Source organism: Methylomagnum ishizawai, from assembly GCF_019670005.1.
GTDB lineage: Bacteria > Pseudomonadota > Gammaproteobacteria > Methylococcales > Methylococcaceae > Methylomagnum > Methylomagnum ishizawai.
Map to the genome: position 1 here is coordinate 1284468 of NZ_AP019783.1, position 17952 is coordinate 1302419.

A 17952-nucleotide genomic window follows, 5' to 3' on the forward strand; every position below is an offset into this window, starting at 1 on the left:
TTGTACCAAGCCCGGCCTACCGCAAAGGGAATGCGCCCTGGATAGAAATAAACACTACTCAACGAGAGGAAGCGCGATGGTCAAACAAGGGCTGCGTTGGCTGCTGTCCCGGCTGTTCCGGGTCAGGCTCAACGGCATCGAGAATTATCACAAGGCCGGCGAACGGGTATTGATCGTCGCCAACCACACCTCCTATCTGGACCCCATCCTGCTGTGGGTCTTCCTGCCGGACGATGTCACTTTCGCCATCAATACCCACATCGCCCAGCAATGGTGGGTCCGGCCCGGGTTGTGGTTTTCCAAGGTGTTCCCCATGGACCCGATGCAGCCCTTGTCGGTCAAGGCGCTGACCCATTATGTGAAGGAGGGCCGCAAGGCGGCGATCTTCCCGGAAGGCCGTATCACCGTGACCGGGGCTTTGATGAAGATTTACGAAGGCGCGGGCCTCATCGCCGACAAAGCCGGGGCGCGGGTGCTGCCGGTCCGTATCGACGGGGCGCAATACACCCCGGTATCCCGCTTGCGCGGCGTGGTGCGGCAGCGTTGGTTCCCGCCCATCAGCATCAATATCCTGCCGCCGCAGGCCATCGACCTGCCGCCGGAAAGCCACGGCCACGACCGGCGGCATCTGGCCGGTTTCCTGCTGTCGGACATCATGAGCGATATGGTGTTCGAGACCGGCAACCATCGGCAAACCCTGTTCGCGGCCTTGCTCGACGCCCGCAAAATCCACGGCGGGGGCCACGTCCTGTTGGAGGATATCCGCCGCCAGCCGCTCAGCTATAACCGGTTGATCGCCCAAATCCTGGCCTTGGGCGAAAAGCTGGCGGCGGAGACCGAAGCCGGCGAAACCGTGGGCCTGTTGTTGCCCAATCTCAATAGCACGGTGGCGAGCTTGTTCGGGCTGCAAGTCCATGGCCGGGTGCCCGCCATGTTGAATTTCAGCACCGGGGTCAAGCAAATGGCCTCGGCCCTGGCCACGGCCAAGATCAAGACCCTCGTCACCGCCCGCCGTTTCGTCGAGAACGCCAAGCTGGAGGACACGGTGGCGACCCTGGCCGCCCAGGCGCGGGTGCTTTACCTGGAAGATTTGGCGGCGGGCATCGGCAAAAAGGACAAGCTCCGCGCCCTGGCGACCGCTTTTAGCGCCGAGGCTTGGTACGCCCGCCAGCCGCACCGGCCCGGCGCGGACGATCCGGCGGTGGTGTTGTTCACCTCGGGTTCGGAGGGCGAGCCCAAGGGCGTGGTGCTGTCCCATCAGAACCTGTTGGCGAACCGCGAACAGCTAGCGGCGCGGCTGGACCTCAACGCCCGCGACACCATCCTCAACGCCCTGCCGATGTTCCATGCCTTCGGGCTGACGGCGGGCACCTTGCTGCCGCTGTTGAATGGGATGTACACCTTCCTCTATCCCAGTCCGCTGCATTACCGGATCATCCCCGAGGTTGCCTACGAGATCAACGCAACCCTGTTGTTCGGCACCAATACCTTCCTGGCGGGCTATGCCAAGCACGCCCACCCTTACGATTTCTACAGCGTGCGCTACGTGTTCGCCGGGGCGGAGAAACTGCAAGCCGATACCCGCAAGCTCTGGGCCGACAAGTTCGGGCTGCGCATCCTGGAAGGCTATGGCGCGACCGAAACCTCGCCCATCCTCTCGGCCAATACCCCGATGTTCTACAAGGAGGGCACGGTCGGGCGCTTCATGCCGGGCGTCCAATGGCGCTTGGAGCCGGTGGCGGGGGTGGAGGGCGGCGGCAGGCTGCATGTGGCCGGGCCGAACATCATGCTGGGCTATCTCAAGCCGGAGCGTCCGGGCGAATTGCAGCCGCCGGTGTCGGTGTTCGGGGTGGGGTGGTACGACACCGGCGATATCGTCCATGTGGACGCGGAAGGTTTCGTCACCATCCTGGGCCGGGTCAAGCGCTTCGCCAAGATCGGCGGGGAAATGGTGTCGCTGGGCGTGATCGAGGAACTGGCGGCGCGGCTGTGGCCCGGCCATATCCACGCCGCCGTCACTGTGCCCGACGAGAAGAAGGGCGAGCGCATCGTCCTCGCCAGCCAGGCCAAGGACGCCAACCGCAACGCCTTGGCCAAGGAAGCCCAGCGCCTGGGCTATACCGAGCTTTATCAACCCAAGGCCGTGCGGATATTCAAGGAGCTACCGCTGCTGCCCACCGGCAAGGTCGATTATCCGACCCTGACCGCCCAAATCCGCGCCGACGAGGTGGAGGCATGAACCGGGGACTCTATGCCTTGGTGGGCTCGCAATTCCTATCGGCCTTCGCCGACAACGCCATCCTGTTCACCGTTATCGCCATCGTGATGCAGAACAAGGCGACCCCGGCTTGGTACGTTCCGGCCTTGCAGAGCGTGTTCCTCATCGCCTATGTGGTGCTGACGCCGTGGGTGGGCCATCTGGCCGACCGTTTCCCCAAACCCTGGATTTTGATCGCGGCCAACGCGGTGAAGGCGGTCGGCGGCGGCTTGATCCTGTTGGGTGTGGACCCCTTGTTCGCCTATGGCGTGGTCGGCATGGGCGCGGCGGCCTATAGCCCGGCCAAATACGGCATCCTGCCTGAACTCACCGACACCGAACACTTGGTGAAAGCCAATAGCTGGGTGGAGGGCGCGACCATCGCGGCGATCCTGCTCGGCACCGTGGCGGGGGCCAGGCTGGCCGATCATTCCATCGACCTGGGCCTCGCGGTCAGTGTCGGCTTGTTCCTGGTGTCGGCTTTGGCGGTGTTGCTGTTGCCGAAACTGGCGGCGCGGGGCGTGTCGCCGGGTTCGCCCCTGGGCAAGCTGTGGGGTTTGATCCGGGGCTTGCTGGACACCCAACGCGCCCGCTTGATCCTGCTGGCGCTGAGCCTGTTCTGGGCCTGCGCCGCGACCTTGCGCGTGGCCTTGGTGGCCTGGGCGCCCGCCGTGCTGCATAGCCAGACCGCCAGCGATATCGCCGAACTCACGTTGTACCTCTCCATCGGCATCGTGATCGGCTCCGGCGTCGTGCCGCGCTTGATTCCGCTGGCACAGGTGCGGCGGGTGCGGTTCGCGGGTTATGGGCTGGGTTGTGCGTTCCTGGCGCTGGCCTTCGTGGATAGCCTGTGGCCGGCGCGGGCGGCTTTGTTGGGGGTCGGGGTGTTCGGCGGCATCATGGTGGTGCCCTTGAACGCGGCCATCCAGCAAATCGGCTATCGCACCGTGGGCAGCGGCAGCGCGGTGGCGGTGCAGAATTTCTTCCAGAACGCGGCGATGTTGGTCAGCGTGGGGGCTTATAGCTTGGCCGCCGGCCATGGGGCGGGGCCGGTGGCGACCATTTTCGGCCTGAGCGGGCTGGTGTGGTTGATGACGGTGTTGGTGTCTTGGCGCTTGCCGAAGCAAGCGGCGGGATGAGCGGTTCCCAAACGGGGGGATGAGGGCGGCGGGTTGGGTATCCATCCCGCCGTTTTTATGCCCGGCATGGCACGCTGGGCTTGCCATGCCGGGTGGGGCAATCCGCTCAGGGCCGCAGGAAGCTCTCGAACGGTTGCAGGGGGCCACGGCTGGCCGGACGGCCTAGTTTCCCCACGGCGGGGATGTTCAGCATTTTGTCGCCCGCCTGCTGCGGGTCTTGCGCCGAGGGCTGGTTGGTCGGGCCCTGTGGTATCGGCAGGGCCGGATGGTCGAAGGGCGCGCGTTCCCAGCGGACCCGCTCGTCGGTCAGCGATTTCAGGAAGGCCACCAAATCCGCCTTTTGCAAGGCGCTGAAGCCCTGGGGAAACACCACGGTGGCGAAATGCTCGGGATTGTCGAAATTGCCGCCCCGGCTATAGAAATCCACCACTTCTTCCAGCGTCTTCATCCCGCCGTTGTGCATGTAGGGACCGGTCAACTCGACATTGCGCAGGCTGGGGATTTTGAACGCCCCTTGCACCGAGGCGAGGGCGCGGCCCTGGCCCGGCTTGGTCAATTCCGCCGCCAACACGGCGCTGGCGGGCACCTTGGCATAGGGTAGCCGCGCCCCGCAGCCCTCGCTCCCGAGCGGATCGTCCACCCGCTCCGCCGCGACATAATCGCTGGTGAACGGCACATCGAAGGAGCAGGCCTTGATGGCGATGGGGTCCGTCAAGGCCGTGCGCGAACCCGTCAGCAGTTCCAGGTATTGCGCGGTGAAGGACAGCGGGTTGCCGAAAGGATCGGTGCCGCCGAGGCCGGGATCGTAGGCGTCGGGTGTCACGCTGGTGTTGGCGAAACCCTCGTCCATCAGGGCGAAGGCGACCCCCTGGCCGGTGAACGAACCCCGCAGGGTCTTGCGGTTGACCAGTTGCGGCCCGGTGGCGGCGGGATAGCTATAGACATAGGGATGCGCCGCCGACGACAGGGTCGGCCCCCGGTGGCAGATCGGACAATGCGCGTCCACGAACAAGGCGAGGCCGCGGGCCTGCTGTTCGTTCAAGCCCAGGGGCATGTCGTTGGCGTCCCTGGGGGTGTCGAAGGGCGAATCGTCGGAAATCAGGGTCTCTTGATAGAGTTGCAGGGCCAGTCCGAAGAAGAACGAGAAATTGGCTTCCATTTGGGTGTAGGCGCCGCCTTGGGGCGGAGCGCCGAACTTCCCGGTGCCCGACCAATAGCGCGGGGCGAAGGCTTTTTGGACCAGGGCGGCGTAGGTGGTGTCCAAGCCCTGGCCGGAGGCGTGGCGGGACGGGCCGAGGACGCTGTCTTGCTTGTGGACCGCCTGGGTGGCCAGGGGGCGGCGTTGCAGGAGCTTCCGGCCCAGTTCGGGGAAGGTCCGGCCCGCGCAGGACATTTCGATGTCGTTGACCGGCGGGGCCATCGCCTGCGAGGCCAGGGCGGCGTTTTCCAAACGCACCTGCTGCTTTTGCGCCTTGCCGCCGGGCTTCTGGGCGACCCAGACCCCGGCGGCGCCGTCGCGGGCACCGAACGGCGTTTCCCCGTTGAAGATATTGTTGGCGCGGCCATCCCAGAAGTTGCGGAAATTGAAGGCCGCGTTGATGACGGTCGGGGTGTTGCGGGGTTCGACCCGGCGCGTGTTCAAATCCCGGCGGTGGAACAGCGGGTCGGCGCTGGAGAGGCAGGTATCGCGGGAACCGTCGCCCGCCGCCGCTTGGAAGTCGGCGTGGAACACCCCGGCGGAAGCGACCACATCGTCGGTGTCGTACAGCACCGCCGAGGTTTTGTCGTCCGGGTTGGCGATCCGGTGCAAAGGGAAATCGTCCAGCCGTAGTGAATAGCCCGGCCCGCCCTTGGCTCCCGAGGCGGTTTTTTCGAAGCTCTGCCCGGTGGCGGCGCTCGTATGGAAGGTGCCGGGGGCCAGTTGGTTGGTGGTGCGGCGGTCGGCCCCGGCATGGAAATGGCAACTGGCGCAGGCCATGCCATCGCTGCCGACATCGATGTCCCAGAACAAGGCCTTGCCCAGGACCACGGCGGCGGCGCTATCGACCACGATGGGGTTGGTCCCGTCCAGCAAGCCCGGTGTCGTGGGCACCTGGACGCCTTTGAGCGAGGGTGGGGAGGCACCGTGCGCCCCGGCCTCGCCCCAGGGCAGCATGGCCCAGCAGAGGGGAGCGAGCCATCCAAGAATTATCCGGGTCCGGCGGGTCCGGTCCGTTACCAAGCGCTGAATTTGAAGCATGGCGAGCCTGTCGTGTGGATGCGGGGACGGCCCGGACCGGGGCCGGGCCGTCGATATGGCGGGGAAGGCAAGGGTCGGCTTGTCCCCGCCGGGTTGGGCTTAAGCGGCGCGGGTCCGGCGCGGAGCCGGGACAGGCCCGTTATTGCAGGGACAGCGTGACATCGACCGGGTAGCGGGCGGTGGAATCGCTGGCGCCGGCTCCAGGGGCGAAGCCGCCGACCACGAACATGTAGTTACAGGTTCTCCCGAGGGTGAAAGTCCTGACCAGCCGTCCCGGCACGCCGTCCTTGACCCCGTGCAGGCCGACGACTTTCGAGGCCTTGGCCACGCCATCCAGGTCGTAGCCGTAGTTTTTGATCTGCATGACGATATTGCCCACGGTCTGCCCGGTGCTTTCGTCCACCGCGCCCAGTTCGAACTGCTGGGCGTTCTGGGCGTAGAAATGGTCGGTGACATAGGTGTCGGGCGCGGTATCGGCCTTGCAGCGGGCCCAGACGGTGACGCCGGGGTGCAGGTCCGGGTTGTTGGAGACCAGGGTGAGGGTGGCGGTCTGGCCGGCGGTGCCCTGGAACGAACCCCAGTCGGAGAAGTGGGTCCAGCCCATGTCGCCGAAGGCCGGGTCGCGCCAGGATTTGTAGCGCACGTTGAGCGTATGGGTGGGTTGCTCGGCGCTGAATTGGGCGATGGTGGAGGGTTGGGTGGCCGCTTGGACGGCGGCGGGCGCGGCCCACAGGGCGGTGCCGCCCAGGACGATGGCGAGGGCCGTGGCGCGAAGGTTTTGTTTCATGGCATATCCCGTTTGGCTCTAGTTTTGAAAAAACGCTCCGGGCCGGGGGGCAGGAGCGGAACGCCACGGGGAAAGCAATTTGCGGGCCGGATCGAAAGCCGAGTGGAATCATTCACCTACGGTATGCATGGGAAAGCGGGCTCCGGCATTTCACGCATAACAATATGGTAAAAGTCTAATGTTCGTGGGAGGACCGGGTCCGCGGGGAGCCGACCGGTCCGTCCAGGGTCTGCGAGAAAGCCGCCGGTCCACGGGAGACCCGCGGCTTTTCCGCGCGGATGCGGGTGAAGCGGATCGCCCTATTTCACCGCGATCCCCTTCTCCCGCATCGCCCTCAGCACCGTTTGCCCGATATGCGCCGGATTGCGCGAGACATACAGGCCCAGGGCTTCCATGGCGTCCATCTTGGCGCTGGCGGTGTCGGCCTCGCTGGAGATGATGGCCCCGGCGTGGCCCATGCGGCGTCCGGCGGGCGCGGCGATGCCGGCCACGAAGCCGACCACCGGCTTGGTCATGTTCTCCTTGGCCCAGCGGGCGGCGGCGACTTCCTGCGGCCCGCCGATCTCGCCGATCATCACCACGATCTCGGTCTCGGGGTCGGCCTCGAACGCCTTCAGCACGGTCACGAAATCGGTGCCGTTGATGGGGTCGCCGCCGATGCCGACCGAGGTGCTGATGCCGAGGCCCAGCGCCGCCATCTGCTCGGTGGCTTCGTAGTTCAGCGTGCCGGAGCGCGACACGATGCCGACATTGCCCTTCTGGTAGATATGCGAGGGCATGATGCCGACCTTGCACTCGCCGGGGGTGATGATGCCGGGGGTGTTGGGACCGATCAGGATGCTGTCGCGGCCCACGCGGTAGCGTTGCAGGCGGATCATGTCGTGGATCGGCACGCCGTCGGCGATGGTCACGGCGACCTTGATGCCGGCGTCGATGGCTTCCATCAGCGCGTCGGCGTTGAAGGGCGGCGGCACGAACACGGCGGAGACATCCGCGCCCGTGGCGGCCACGGCCTCGGCCACGGTGTCGAACACCGGGAGGCCCAAATGGGTGGTGCCGCCCTTGCCGGGGGTGACGCCGCCGACCACCTGGGTGCCGATCTTCATGGCGTCCTGGGCGTGGAAGGTGGCGTGTTCGCCGGTGAAGCCCTGGAAGATGACCTTGGAGTTTTTATTTACGAATACGCTCATGGTGCTGCTTACCCTTGTACCGTGGCCACGGCTTTGGCGGCGGCGGCGTCCAGATTCTCGGCGGTGATGAAGGAAAGTCCCGACTCGGCCAGGATTTTGCGGCCTTCCTCGACGTTGGTGCCGGCCAGCCGGACGATCAAGGGCACCTTGATCTGGAGGCTATTGCAGGCTTGGATCAAGCCCTGGGCGATCCAGTCGCAGCGGTTGATCCCGGCGAAGATGTTGACCAGGATGCATTTGACGTTGGGGTCTTGCAGCACGATGCGGCAGGCGTTGGTGACCTTCTCGGGGGAAGCGCCGCCGCCCACGTCGAGGAAGTTGGCCGGGCGTCCGCCGTGCAGGGTGATGGCGTCGAGCGAGGCCATGGCGAGCCCCGCGCCGTTGACGATGCAGCCGATGTTGCCGTCGAGGGCGATATAGTTGAGGCCGTGGCCGGTGGCCTCGACTTCCTTGGGGTCTTCCTCGGCCAGGTCGCGGAGATCGGTCACGCCGCGCTGGCGGAACAGGGCGTTGTCGTCGAAGCCGAATTTGGCGTCCAGCACCATCAGCTTCTCGTCGCCGTCGCCGACCACGGCCAGCGGGTTGATTTCGGCCTGCAACACGTCCTTGTCCCGCATGCAGCGGTAGATGGCCTTCATCAGCTTGACCATCTGCGGCATCAGTTTGCCCTTGAGGCCGATGGCGGTGGCGACCTTGCGGCATTGGAAGTCGCGGAGGCCGATGGCGGGATCGACGACCTCTTTCACGATCTTGTCGGGATGGGCCTGGGCGACCTCCTCGATGTCCATGCCGCCCTCGCTGGAGGCGATCACGGTGATGCGCTGGGTGGCGCGGTCGATCACGAAACCCAGGTAGAACTCGTGCTTGATGTCGCTGGCCTGTTCGATCCACACCCGCTGCACCATCGAACCCGCCGGGCCGGTCTGGTGGGTGACGAGGCGGCTGCCGATCATGGCGTCGGCGGCTTTCCTGACCTGGTCGAGGCTATCGACCACCTTCACGCCGCCCGCCTTGCCGCGGCCGCCGGCGTGGATTTGCGCCTTGACCACCCAGCGGTGGCCGCCGAGTTCCTCGGCGACCTGGGCGGCTTGCTTGTCGTTGAAGGCGACATTGCCATTCGGCACCGGAACCCCGAAGGATTTCAAAAGCTCCTTGGCCTGGTATTCATGGATGTTCACTGCTCGCTTTCCTCTCTGTCTCGAATGGGGTGGGCGGATCGGCGGTGATTTACCCGCCCTACGGGGGTCGGTTATGCGTTGCGGGATTCGATTTGCTCGACCTGCTTCACCACGTTCTCGGCCATGCGGATGGAGGCGGCGTCGATCAAACGCCCGTCCAGGGACACGGCCCCCTTGCCTTCCTTCGCCGCCTGTTCCATCTCGACCAGGATGCGGCGGGCGCGGGCGACTTCTTTTTCGGTGGGGGTGAAGACCTCGTTGGCGAGCGCGACCTGGGACGGATGGATGGCCCATTTGCCCTCGCAGCCCAGGGCGGCGGCGCGGCGGGCGGCGGCTTTGAAGCCTTCGGGGTCGCCGAAATCGCCGAACGGCCCGTCGATGGGGCGGAGGCCATAGGCGCGGCAGGCCGAGACCATGCGCGAGATGGCGTAATGCCATTGGTCGCCCCAGTGGTAGGCGCGGGAGCCGTGGTCGTCGGCGTCGGCCAACACGCCGTATTCGGGATTGGCCCCGCCGATCTGGGTGGTGCGGGCGCGGACGGAGGCGGCGTAGTCGGCCACGCCGAACACCATGGCCTCCATGCGCTCGGGGCAGGTGCGGGCGATGTCCTCGACGTTGGCCATGCCCATGGCGGTTTCGATCAGGACGTGGATGTTGATCGGCTTATAGCCCTTGTAGGCTTCGATCTGGGACAGCATCGTCGCCACGAACAGCACGTCGGCGGCGCTGCCCACCTTGGGGATCAGGATGGTGTCGAGCTTGTCGCCGCAGGCTTCGACCACATCGACCAGGTCGCGGTAGGCGTAATGGGTATCGAGGCCGTTCATGCGGATCGACACCGCGCACTTGGACCAGTCGTAGGTGTTCAGCGCTTCGATGATGTTGGCGCGGGCTTGTGCCTTGTCGTCCGGGGCGACCGCGTCTTCGAGGTCGAGGAAGACGATATCGGCCCCGGAATGGGGGGCTTTTTCCAACATGCGTTTGTTGCTGCCGGGGACTGCCAATTCGCTGCGGTGTAAACGGTTCTTAACGGCCATGCGTTGCCTCTGGTTTTTATGGGATATCGCGTCGGGGTTTCCAAAATAATTATCCGGGGCGGCCTCTTCCCGTTCCTGGATAGGGTAGGGGGATGGGCGGTGCCCGGTAGGTCCGGCCTGGCGGATGGGGGGGATCGAGCGGGGCCGGCCTTCCCGTCGGGCTGACCCGGCCAGCTCACTCGAAAGTTTTGGCGACGGCGACCCGGAGTCGTGCGGAAGACGCTCATGCCCGATGCGGAGGAGGGGGCATTATAGCCGCAAGGCCGGGTGGCTCCGCTAGTGAGTAACAGCTTGTTTATCATCGGTCTGTTGGGGGCCGGGACCGGATCGGCGGCGGGGTGGAAAAGGCCATTCTTGGCCATGGGGCGATTTTTTGAGATTGGACAAAAGGACCGATTGTTGTGTGGGCAAATTTTTGTTAGCATCCAGCCGTTACGCAACGGTTTGTTGCTAACACGCAACGGGGTTAACTTCCTAACACTTCGAGGGGGTAAATAAGACTATGAAAACGATCCAAAAAACCACCGGTATTGCCGCCATTATCGCTGTCGGCGCGGTCGCTGGCCTGGCTTCCCAGGGCGCGGTCGCCGCCGAGAAGCATCACCACGCCACGACTTCTTCCACCGCTTCCTCTTCCGCCGTGAACAGCCTGGAGCGCCGCCTGGAACAGATGGAGGCCGAGATGCAGTCGCTGCGTTCCGACCTGGCCCGCGCCCGCACCGATGCCCGCCAGGCGTCCGAAAAGGTCGATGCCCAGCAGCAGCAGGTCGAGCAGGAACTGGCCCAGGTCAAGCAAGAGGAAGAGACCCACAACGACCTGTTGTTCTTCCGCGGCGGTTATGCGGCTATGTCCCACGACCGCAAGAACGAGTTGCTGACCAGCAACAACGTCCTGTCCCCCATCGCCGGGAACCAGCCCGACCAGAATGGCTCGGGTTGGTACGTGGGCGCGGGCTTCGACCACCGCTTGACCAACGACATGTGGGGCATGACCGACATGATCGCCGTCGATGGCGAAGTCATGTTCCAGTACATGAACTTCGGCAGCACCACCAACGCCTTCGTCAGTTCCCAGTTGACCGGCCCGGTGGTGGGCGCGCCCGCGGGCACCACCGGCTTCACCGGCGGCATCAAGGCCCAGGTGACCCAATTCACCCTGGCCGCCTCCCCCAAGCTCAAGTTCAACCTGATGGATGGCGCCCTGCGTCCCTGGATCATCCCGTTCGGCCTGAGCATCAACGTCATCAGCCCGCCCTCCAGCGGCGTCACCGTGTTGAATCCGGGCCTGATGCTGGGCACGGGTATGGAATACCGGGTTTGGAAAAGCCTGTGGGCCGGTTTCGACTTCCGCTACAACTTCACCGGCGGCGACCTGCAATCCAAGTACACCTTGCCGAACGGCACGATTCTTTTGAACAAGACCGATACCGACGGTTTCACCACCGGTGCCTACCTCGGCTTCGGTTTCTAAGCCGGTCCGAGCTGGGTTGAGAGGGGGCGTTCCGCCCCCTTTTTCGTGCCCGCGATTCCCCCATGCCCCGGCGGCGACGGTGTAGAATCCGGTCCGGGCGTTTCCGCCCTGCCGACCCGCCGTGTTTCCCAGCCGTTCCAGTCCGACATGAAATCCCTCTATCCCGAAATCGAGCCCTATGCCGCCGGGCTGCTCAAGCGCGGCAAGCACCAGGTTTACCTGGAACAATGCGGCAACCCCCAAGGCTTGCCGGTGCTGTTCCTGCACGGCGGGCCGGGTTCCGGCTGCAAGTCCTACCACCGCCGTTTCTTCGATCCCGAAAAATACCGCATCTTGCTCCTGGACCAGCGCGGCGCGGGCCGCTCCCTGCCGCACGGCGGCTTGGAGGACAACACCACCGCCGATCTGGTCCGCGACCTCGAATACATCCGCCAGCACCTCGGGCTCGACACCTGGGCGCTGTTCGGCGGCTCCTGGGGCGCGACCCTGGCCTTGTTGTACGCGCAGAAGCATCCGTCCAGGGTGGCGGGGCTGGTGCTGCGCGGGACGTTCCTGGCCCGGCGGCGCGACCTGGATTGGTTCGTGGGCGAGGAGGGCGTGCGCCGGGTCTATCCCGACCGCTGGGAGCATCTGCTGGCCGGCCTGCCCGAGGCCGAGCGCGGCGACCCGGTGGCCGCGCTCCACCGCCGCCTGACCGGCCCGGACGAACTGGCCCGCCGCCGCGCCGCCCGCGACTGGAACCTATGGAGCGGGCAGGTGGTGCTGGGCGAGGATTTCGCCCCCGACGCAACCAGCGACCCGGTTTCCGCCACCACGCTGCAACAGGCCCGTATCGAGCTGCATTACGCCGTGAACCGCTATTTCCTGGAGGAAAACGCCGTGCTGGACGGTTGCGCCAAGCTGGCCCGCATCCCCGCCATCATCCTGCATGGCCGCCGCGATCTGGTCTGTCCTGTGGAAGCGGCCCATACCCTGCACCGCCATCTGCCGCAGTCGGAATTGCGCATCCTGCCGCGCTCCGGGCATGTGGCCGGCGGCGAGGAGATGATCGGCGCCCTGGTCGCCGCCGCCGACGATCTGGCCGCGCGGTTCGCGCCATGAACAAGCGCCTCGTCATCGGCATGACCGGCGCGACCGGCGCGGTCTATGGCCAGCGTTTGCTGGAGGTGCTGCGCGATCTGGGCGGGTGGGAAACCCATTTGGTGGTGTCCGCCGCCGGGGCGCTCAACGTTTTCCACGAACTCGGCATGAAGCGCCGCGAAATCCACGCCCTGGCCGATGTGGTCCACGATATCGACGATATCGCCGCCAGTATCGCCAGCGGTGCCTTCAAGACCGAGGGCATGGTGATCGCGCCCTGTTCGATGAAGACCCTGGCCGCCGTCGCCCATGGCTTCGGCGACAACCTGATTTCCCGCGCCGCCGACGTGGCCTTGAAGGAGCGCCGCCGCTTGGTGGTCGTGCCGCGCGAAACCCCTTTGAACCTGGCCCATATCCGCAACATGGCGGCGGTCACGGAAATGGGCGGCATCATCTATCCGCCCCTGCCCGCGTTCTACGGCGGGGCCAAGACCCTGCCCGCCCTGATCGACGAGACGGTCGGGCGCATCCTGGGTTTGTTCGGGATCGAGGTGGGCCTGTATACGTCCTGGGAGGGGCTGGGCGGGCCGGGCCGGGGGGAGGGGGAGCCTGTTTGAGGACGCCGCCGGTCCTGGTTATTTCTTGACGAACGCGCCGCGGGCGAAGGTCCGCTCCCCGTCCGGGGCGACATGCACCAGGGTCAGCGTATCGCGGGCCTGGGGCTGGGGCAGGCCCGGCCCCACCGGGGCGACGCTGAGTTCGCAAAATCCCGTCTTTTGCTGCACCGTGCCCCGGCGCTTGACCAGATCGAGCCGGTAATGGGCGGCCCGGGGTTTGCCGCCGACGCCCGTGAAGTCGAGCGCGCATTCGGCATAGGCGGTGCCCTGGCGGCCGGTCCTCAGCAGGATTTCGGCGTTTTGCGCGGAGGCGGCGTCGGCGAGCCCGAGCGCCGCGTTGGGCAGGGGGATGCGCAAGCTGCCCGAGAAGGTTTGCTTGTTGCCGGTTATGGTGCGGGTGAACTTGCCCTGGGCCGAGCTGCCGGCGGTGTCCCGCGCCTGGGCCACGATGCGTTGGACCGTGGGCGTCGCGGGCGGGGCGCTGGTGGTGTTGCTGGCCCCGGTGGCGGCGTCGTAGCCGGTGAGCAGGGGCGCGGAGCCGACGAGGGCCACGGCCAGCAACAGGCCGGGCAGTCTGGACGCTTTCGCTGTGAAAGAGGGCATGGGGGCTTCCTTCGGTTGGGACGGGCGGTGGGACCGGGTTCCGGGGCCGCCCCCGGAACCCGGCATGGCTAGAACGTGCCTTGCAGGAAGGCCGCGCCGTTGGTGTCGGTGGTCACGGTCGCGCTATCGCCGGCTTGGACCGCGGGCACGCCTTGCTGCGCCCCCTCCGTGGACAGGTCGATATCGCAGAGGCCGAAGCGTTCTTGCAAAACGCCGCGGCGGAGGCCGATTTGGATTTTGTACTCGGCGTTGACGAGGCCGGAGCGCTTGTTGCGCTTGGTTTTGGTCAGGTCGAAATCGCACTCGGCGTAAGCCGTGCCATCGGCGCGGCTCAAGGTCAAGCTCAGGGTGGCGGTTTCGGCGGTGGCGCGGTCCGGGATGGCGAGCGCGTCGGCGGGCAGGGGAATCCTGAGTTCCGCCTCGAAGCGGGTGGCGCGGGTTTGTTGCCCGAGCTTCGCCCGGCCGGACGCCCCGGCTTGCACGGTGCCGCCGAGCGTGGCCGCGAGGGCGGTTTTGCCGTCCGCGTGCCCGTGGGAATCGTCGGACCGATTCCCGGAATGGTGGTCGGAGCCGCTGGCATGGCTTTCGTTTTCTGTGCCGCCGCGCTCGTCTTGGGACGCGAGGCCCGGTGTGGCGCAGATCATGGCCAGGAGGGCGGCGGCCGGGCCGGAAAGGGTTTTTAGGCATTTGTTCATGGCATTCATCCTTAGTTTATAGTGGAGGGATATGGAGGACGCGGGAGGTTGCCATCCTTGGCGTTAATCCCGCCGTCCCTGGCGGGGGAATACGCGCGGTCGCCGCTTCAGAGCGCCAGCCAGCCGCTCACGAACAAGGTATTGTTATCGCCCGCCGCCTTGTTCGCCCCGTCGAACTGGGTATAGGCCACATACTGCACCGCCAACCGCAGGTTCATGAAGGATTCCGCCAAGCCGTAGCTCTTGCCGAAGGGGACGTAGTCGAATTCGGCAATGAAACCCTGGCTATTGGGCCGGTACGAGGTATAGTCGGCATAGAGCAAAGGATCGGTGCTGCCGCTGATATCGAAGAATCCCAGGTTGCCGACATAGGTTTGCTGGAAGGTATAGCTACCATTCAGGTTCAGGGTATTCAACATCAGGTTGGACTTGGCCACGGCCCCCATGGCCTGTGAACCGTTCAGGCTTTGGTGTTCGCGGATATAAGTGGCCCGGAACTCGAAGATATGTTCCATCGTGCCCAGGTATTGGTAGGTCAGGTCCGCGCCCAGGTCGGTATATTGGTTGGTGCCCGCGCCCTTGTTGTGGCGGTCGGCATAGGTCGTGGTATCCAGGCCGAAGGTGCCCAGCCCCACATATTGCTTATCCCAGCTATGTTGTAATTCCACCCGCCAATAAGGCGCTCCGCCGCTCAACAGCGCGTTGCCCGGATCCCACACGCCCATATTCTTCTGGGCGCTCACCGAGAAATCCCCATAAGCTCCGGCTTCCAGATATAGGAAATTGTCGATCATGGCGTATAGGCTGCCGCCGCCGACCTGCTGGGCCAAGGCTCCCGAAACCAGGGGGCCGGCACCGGGCGAGGGCGCGATGGGCGAGGTGGCGAACGGGAAGCCCCAGGCCGGGGTGGTATTCCACAGGTCGGAAACCGTGGGCGAATTGTTCAGCGAAATACCATAATCGAGCTTGTGGCCCAGGATATCGGTGCCGCGCGCGAAACGCAGATCGATATTGTCCACCGCCACGATATTGGCAACCCCGTCATAGGTGAATTGGGCGAACGCGCCGACCGGCCCGTAAACCCGGCCACCATAGAAGAAACTGGCTTGGTCCATCGCGAAGTTGTTATTGCTGTCGAACTTGGGCGAACTGGGTCCGGTGGTGGGTTGCGGTTCCTGGTTTTTCTGGGTATTGGTGAAGGAGCCCATCAACATGCCGCTGAGGGGCGGGATACCGTGGGTCATCGGTCCCTGGCTGTCGTCGCTGCCCTGGGTATAGCCGTCGAGTTTGAATTTGCGCCCGAACGGCGTCAGGCTGGGTCCGAAGCTGCTGGTGTGGCAGGACGAGCAAGCCATGCCGGTCTGCCGGGCGAAACTGGGAATGGCGTGGGCCGGATGGGCGTGGAATAGCGAGGCGAGGGAAGCGAGGGCGGCGAGCAGGGCGATGTAGTATCGGCGCCGGGTTTTCTCGGGAACCATGGGGGGTTCTGAGGGTAGACGGTCTAGGGTCAGCATAGGGAAGCCGTTGGGTTTGAGGGAGGGGGGTTTTAATGACAGGCCGGGTGGATGATTCCGCAAGCGATGGTAATGGCGTAGGCAATAGCCTATGGAAAAGGCCAGGGTGCCCAATAACCACGTGGCTAAAATGATTTCCACCCAGGTGATCTCGATCATTGTTTCCTCTCTATCCTTTTTGATGGGGCCGGTCCCCCATCGGCGGCGCTTGGGTTCGATGATCCAGGGTTTCCTCTATATTCCCGCGGGATACCTTCGGGTTCAGTGGGAAACAACATGGCCTCGACCATCGGCGGCAGGTTGGAAGCTTGCGAACACGCTTCCCGTACGGGGAAGCGCGGCTGTTGCGGCATGGAAAGCATGAACAATGCCACGCTGATTTATTTGTAAAATCAGCAGCTTGCGCGGGATTATGGAGGGGCGGGGCGTTCCTGATCTGCATCCATGCAAAGCTGGACTGCAAATTTGGTATGGATTGGGCTCAGTGCCGCAAGTCCGGGATGGGCAGGAGCAGCAGCACTTTCACCCGCGCGTCCACCAGATGGGCGCGGACATAGCCCATCGCGCCCGGCGTGGCGGCGACGAAGCGCAGCACGGCCTCCTCGGAAGCCAGCACTTGCGGCGGGTTGATGCCTTGGAAATATTGGATGTTCCAATATTCCTCCAGGTCTTCCGGCAGGGCGTCGAACACGGCCAGCGAGAACGCCCGCCGCAGGGGATCGGCGGCGGGCAGGTTCACCGGGATCCAGCGGATGCCGTGGGGGTCTAGCTGGCTTTTGCGGCTGTAGACCCGTTTGAGGGTGTCGGGCGCGAGTTTGTCCAGGGGGCCGTGGGCGGCGGCGATGACCGCCAGGGGTTCGGCCAAGCCGGCCGGGGCGCAGCCGAGCAGCAGCGCGAAAAGCAGGCTCGCGAGGCGGCGCGGGGCTTTCAAAACAACACCGCGATGGAGCCGTACAGGCCATCCGGGGCGATGGCCTCGTTGTGCGAACCCAGCCGGTACTCCACTTTCCAGACCAGGGGCGGGATGGGCCTGAGCGCCAGTCCGAACACGCCCAATTGCCCCGGCGGCCCCCATTCCTGCTGGAAATATTCATACCGCCCCACGGCGTACCAGGGCGTTCCGGCCAGGGGGGCCACGCCTTGCACATAACCCTGCCAGAACCGTTCCTGTCCGCCGGCGCGGAACACCCATTCGCTCATGACCTCGAAGCGCCGGTACGACCAGGCCGCGTCCAGGCCGACCAGGTTCTGGCGCTGGTCGGCGTCGTGGTCGGGGAATTCCACCGGATAGAGGACGGTGATATTGGAATAGCCCAGGCTGTCCGATGGCTGGGTGCCGGATGGCGCGTGGTTTTCATCGAGCCGGAAATTGGCGTAGGACAGCCCGAGTTCCAGGGTGTCGGTGAGCGCCAGGTTGAGATGGGCGCCGATGCTGTTCGCGAAGGGGTTGTCCGGCTGCTTGGGGTCCAGGGCGCTGCCCAGGCCGCCGTAGACCTGGTATTCCAGCCGCTTGCCCAGCAGCGGCACGTTGCCATGCAGCATCAGCCCGGTGTCGTTGGTGGCGAACAGCAGATAGGTCGCCACCGGCCGCGTGGTGGTCCAGACCACGGGTTCGGCGTGCAATAGGTTCCAGCGGCCTATGGGGGTGAGGAACTTGCCGAAACGCAGCGCCAGGGCGTCGTCGTGCAGATAGTCCAGGTACAGCCGTTCGATCTCGACCTCGGCCTCGTGTACGCCCAGGGATTGGCCCTGCCCGGCGCTGAGGGCGTTGCTGACCTCGGTCTCGGAGAAGAAGCGCCAATGTTCCCGTTCCCAGGTGACGAACAGGCTGAGGTCTTTGAGCGCGAAGCGCCAGGGCAGGTTGCGGGGCGCGGCCACCACGGCGCTGGCGTAGCCGCCGAGCCGGAAGCCGCTGTCGCCCAGGGCGTAGCCCCGGCCCAGCCGGTAGTCCGTGCCGTCCCCGTCCCCGGCCTGGACCGGCGGGGAGAGCAGGAGCGGAAGCAGCAAGGCGGGCGCGATGGGGCGGTGGAGGGCCATTCGGGTCGGGCGTTTTGCGATACCGTGCCGGGTCCGGCGGGTTGGGAATGGTACATTATCGCCGCCACCGAAAACCCCGACGAATTCATGAAAATTCCGGGGGGCTCC

The 17952-nt window shown here is 65.2% G+C and carries 15 protein-coding genes; 5 read left to right on the forward strand and 10 right to left on the reverse strand.

Going from position 1 to position 17952, the window contains the following annotated elements; translation table 11 throughout:
- Positions 1–76: 76 nt before the first annotated feature.
- Both K5658_RS05940 and lplT read left to right on the forward strand, forming a co-directional pair.
- Positions 77–2239 (forward strand): AMP-binding protein, encoded by a 2163-nt coding sequence (locus K5658_RS05940; protein WP_221066052.1) that lies wholly within the window; start codon positions 77–79, stop codon positions 2237–2239.
- A complete protein-coding gene (gene lplT / locus K5658_RS05945) occupies positions 2236–3396 on the forward strand; it encodes a lysophospholipid transporter LplT (protein WP_221066053.1) in 1161 nt (386 codons plus the stop codon). The genes K5658_RS05940 and lplT overlap by 4 nt, the downstream gene beginning before the upstream one ends.
- Before the next feature lie 106 nt (positions 3397–3502).
- Here lplT and K5658_RS05950 read toward each other — a convergent pair whose 3' ends face one another.
- The 5 genes from K5658_RS05950 to K5658_RS05970 all read right to left on the reverse strand — a co-directional run bounded on the left by K5658_RS05950 (position 3503) and on the right by K5658_RS05970 (position 9827).
- Positions 3503–5551 (reverse strand): cytochrome-c peroxidase, encoded by a 2049-nt coding sequence (locus K5658_RS05950; protein ID WP_221066054.1) that lies wholly within the window; start codon positions 5549–5551, stop codon positions 3503–3505.
- 223 nt (positions 5552–5774) lie between these two features.
- The gene (gene corA, locus K5658_RS05955) at positions 5775–6422 is read right to left on the reverse strand and encodes a copper(I)-binding protein CorA (protein ID WP_221066055.1); all 648 of its coding nucleotides are present in this window, start codon (positions 6420–6422) and stop codon (positions 5775–5777) included.
- Between the two features lie 299 nt (positions 6423–6721).
- A complete protein-coding gene (gene sucD / locus K5658_RS05960; protein ID WP_221066056.1) occupies positions 6722–7612 on the reverse strand; it encodes a succinate--CoA ligase subunit alpha in 891 nt (296 codons plus the stop codon).
- An 8-nt stretch (positions 7613–7620) separates the two neighbouring features.
- On the reverse strand, positions 7621–8790 hold the full coding sequence (gene sucC / locus K5658_RS05965; RefSeq protein ID WP_221066057.1) for an ADP-forming succinate--CoA ligase subunit beta: 1170 nt from the start codon (positions 8788–8790) through the stop codon (positions 7621–7623).
- Positions 8791–8861: 71 nt separating this feature from the next.
- Positions 8862–9827: an HpcH/HpaI aldolase/citrate lyase family protein gene (locus K5658_RS05970; protein ID WP_221066058.1), complete on the reverse strand. Its 966-nt coding sequence runs from the start codon at positions 9825–9827 to the stop codon at positions 8862–8864.
- A gap of 502 nt (positions 9828–10329) precedes the next feature.
- Between K5658_RS05970 and K5658_RS05975 the strand changes: the two genes are divergently transcribed.
- The 3 genes from K5658_RS05975 to K5658_RS05985 all read left to right on the forward strand — a co-directional run bounded on the left by K5658_RS05975 (position 10330) and on the right by K5658_RS05985 (position 12995).
- A complete protein-coding gene (locus tag K5658_RS05975; protein WP_221066059.1) occupies positions 10330–11298 on the forward strand; it encodes a hypothetical protein in 969 nt (322 codons plus the stop codon).
- Between the two features lie 147 nt (positions 11299–11445).
- Positions 11446–12399, forward strand: a complete 954-nt coding sequence (pip, locus tag K5658_RS05980; protein WP_221066060.1) for a prolyl aminopeptidase — start codon at positions 11446–11448, stop codon at positions 12397–12399.
- Positions 12396–12995, forward strand: coding sequence for a UbiX family flavin prenyltransferase (locus K5658_RS05985; protein WP_221066061.1), 600 nt, complete (start codon positions 12396–12398; stop codon positions 12993–12995). The genes pip and K5658_RS05985 overlap by 4 nt, the downstream gene beginning before the upstream one ends.
- A gap of 18 nt (positions 12996–13013) precedes the next feature.
- On the opposite strand, the gene K5658_RS05990 is transcribed toward K5658_RS05985, so the two are convergent.
- From K5658_RS05990 to K5658_RS06010, 5 genes are all read right to left on the reverse strand, one after another.
- Entirely contained in the window at positions 13014–13598 is a 585-nt protein-coding gene (locus K5658_RS05990; RefSeq protein ID WP_221066062.1) for a hypothetical protein, read from the reverse strand.
- Positions 13599–13666: 68 nt separating this feature from the next.
- The gene (locus tag K5658_RS05995; RefSeq protein WP_221066063.1) at positions 13667–14293 is read right to left on the reverse strand and encodes a hypothetical protein; all 627 of its coding nucleotides are present in this window, start codon (positions 14291–14293) and stop codon (positions 13667–13669) included.
- Between the two features lie 107 nt (positions 14294–14400).
- Positions 14401–15771 (reverse strand): cytochrome C, encoded by a 1371-nt coding sequence (locus K5658_RS06000; RefSeq protein WP_246628576.1) that lies wholly within the window; start codon positions 15769–15771, stop codon positions 14401–14403.
- A 517-nt stretch (positions 15772–16288) separates the two neighbouring features.
- Positions 16289–16738: a type 2 periplasmic-binding domain-containing protein gene (locus K5658_RS06005; protein ID WP_246628577.1), complete on the reverse strand. Its 450-nt coding sequence runs from the start codon at positions 16736–16738 to the stop codon at positions 16289–16291.
- Positions 16735–17844: a hypothetical protein gene (locus K5658_RS06010; RefSeq protein WP_246628578.1), complete on the reverse strand. Its 1110-nt coding sequence runs from the start codon at positions 17842–17844 to the stop codon at positions 16735–16737. The genes K5658_RS06005 and K5658_RS06010 overlap by 4 nt, the downstream gene beginning before the upstream one ends.
- Positions 17845–17952 lie beyond the last annotated feature (108 nt).

Excerpts from the sequence above, each read along its gene's own strand:
- K5658_RS05940 (WP_221066052.1), top strand. The coding sequence starts at position 77 with ATGGTCAAACAAGGGCTGCGTTGGCTGCTGTCCCGGCTGTTCCGGGTC.
- lplT (WP_221066053.1), top strand. The coding sequence starts at position 2,236 with ATGAACCGGGGACTCTATGCCTTGGTGGGCTCGCAATTCCTATCGGCC.
- K5658_RS05950 (WP_221066054.1), bottom strand. The coding sequence starts at position 5,551 with ATGCTGCCCTGGGGCGAGGCCGGGGCGCACGGTGCCTCCCCACCCTCG.
- corA (WP_221066055.1), bottom strand. The coding sequence starts at position 6,422 with ATGAAACAAAACCTTCGCGCCACGGCCCTCGCCATCGTCCTGGGCGGC.
- sucD (WP_221066056.1), bottom strand. The coding sequence starts at position 7,612 with ATGAGCGTATTCGTAAATAAAAACTCCAAGGTCATCTTCCAGGGCTTC.
- K5658_RS05970 (WP_221066058.1), bottom strand. The coding sequence starts at position 9,827 with ATGGCCGTTAAGAACCGTTTACACCGCAGCGAATTGGCAGTCCCCGGC.
- K5658_RS05975 (WP_221066059.1), top strand. The coding sequence starts at position 10,330 with ATGAAAACGATCCAAAAAACCACCGGTATTGCCGCCATTATCGCTGTC.
- pip (WP_221066060.1), top strand. The coding sequence starts at position 11,446 with ATGAAATCCCTCTATCCCGAAATCGAGCCCTATGCCGCCGGGCTGCTC.
- K5658_RS05985 (WP_221066061.1), top strand. The coding sequence starts at position 12,396 with ATGAACAAGCGCCTCGTCATCGGCATGACCGGCGCGACCGGCGCGGTC.
- K5658_RS05990 (WP_221066062.1), bottom strand. The coding sequence starts at position 13,598 with ATGCCCTCTTTCACAGCGAAAGCGTCCAGACTGCCCGGCCTGTTGCTG.
- K5658_RS05995 (WP_221066063.1), bottom strand. The coding sequence starts at position 14,293 with ATGAACAAATGCCTAAAAACCCTTTCCGGCCCGGCCGCCGCCCTCCTG.
- K5658_RS06000 (WP_246628576.1), bottom strand. The coding sequence starts at position 15,771 with ATGGTTCCCGAGAAAACCCGGCGCCGATACTACATCGCCCTGCTCGCC.
- K5658_RS06010 (WP_246628578.1), bottom strand. The coding sequence starts at position 17,844 with ATGGCCCTCCACCGCCCCATCGCGCCCGCCTTGCTGCTTCCGCTCCTG.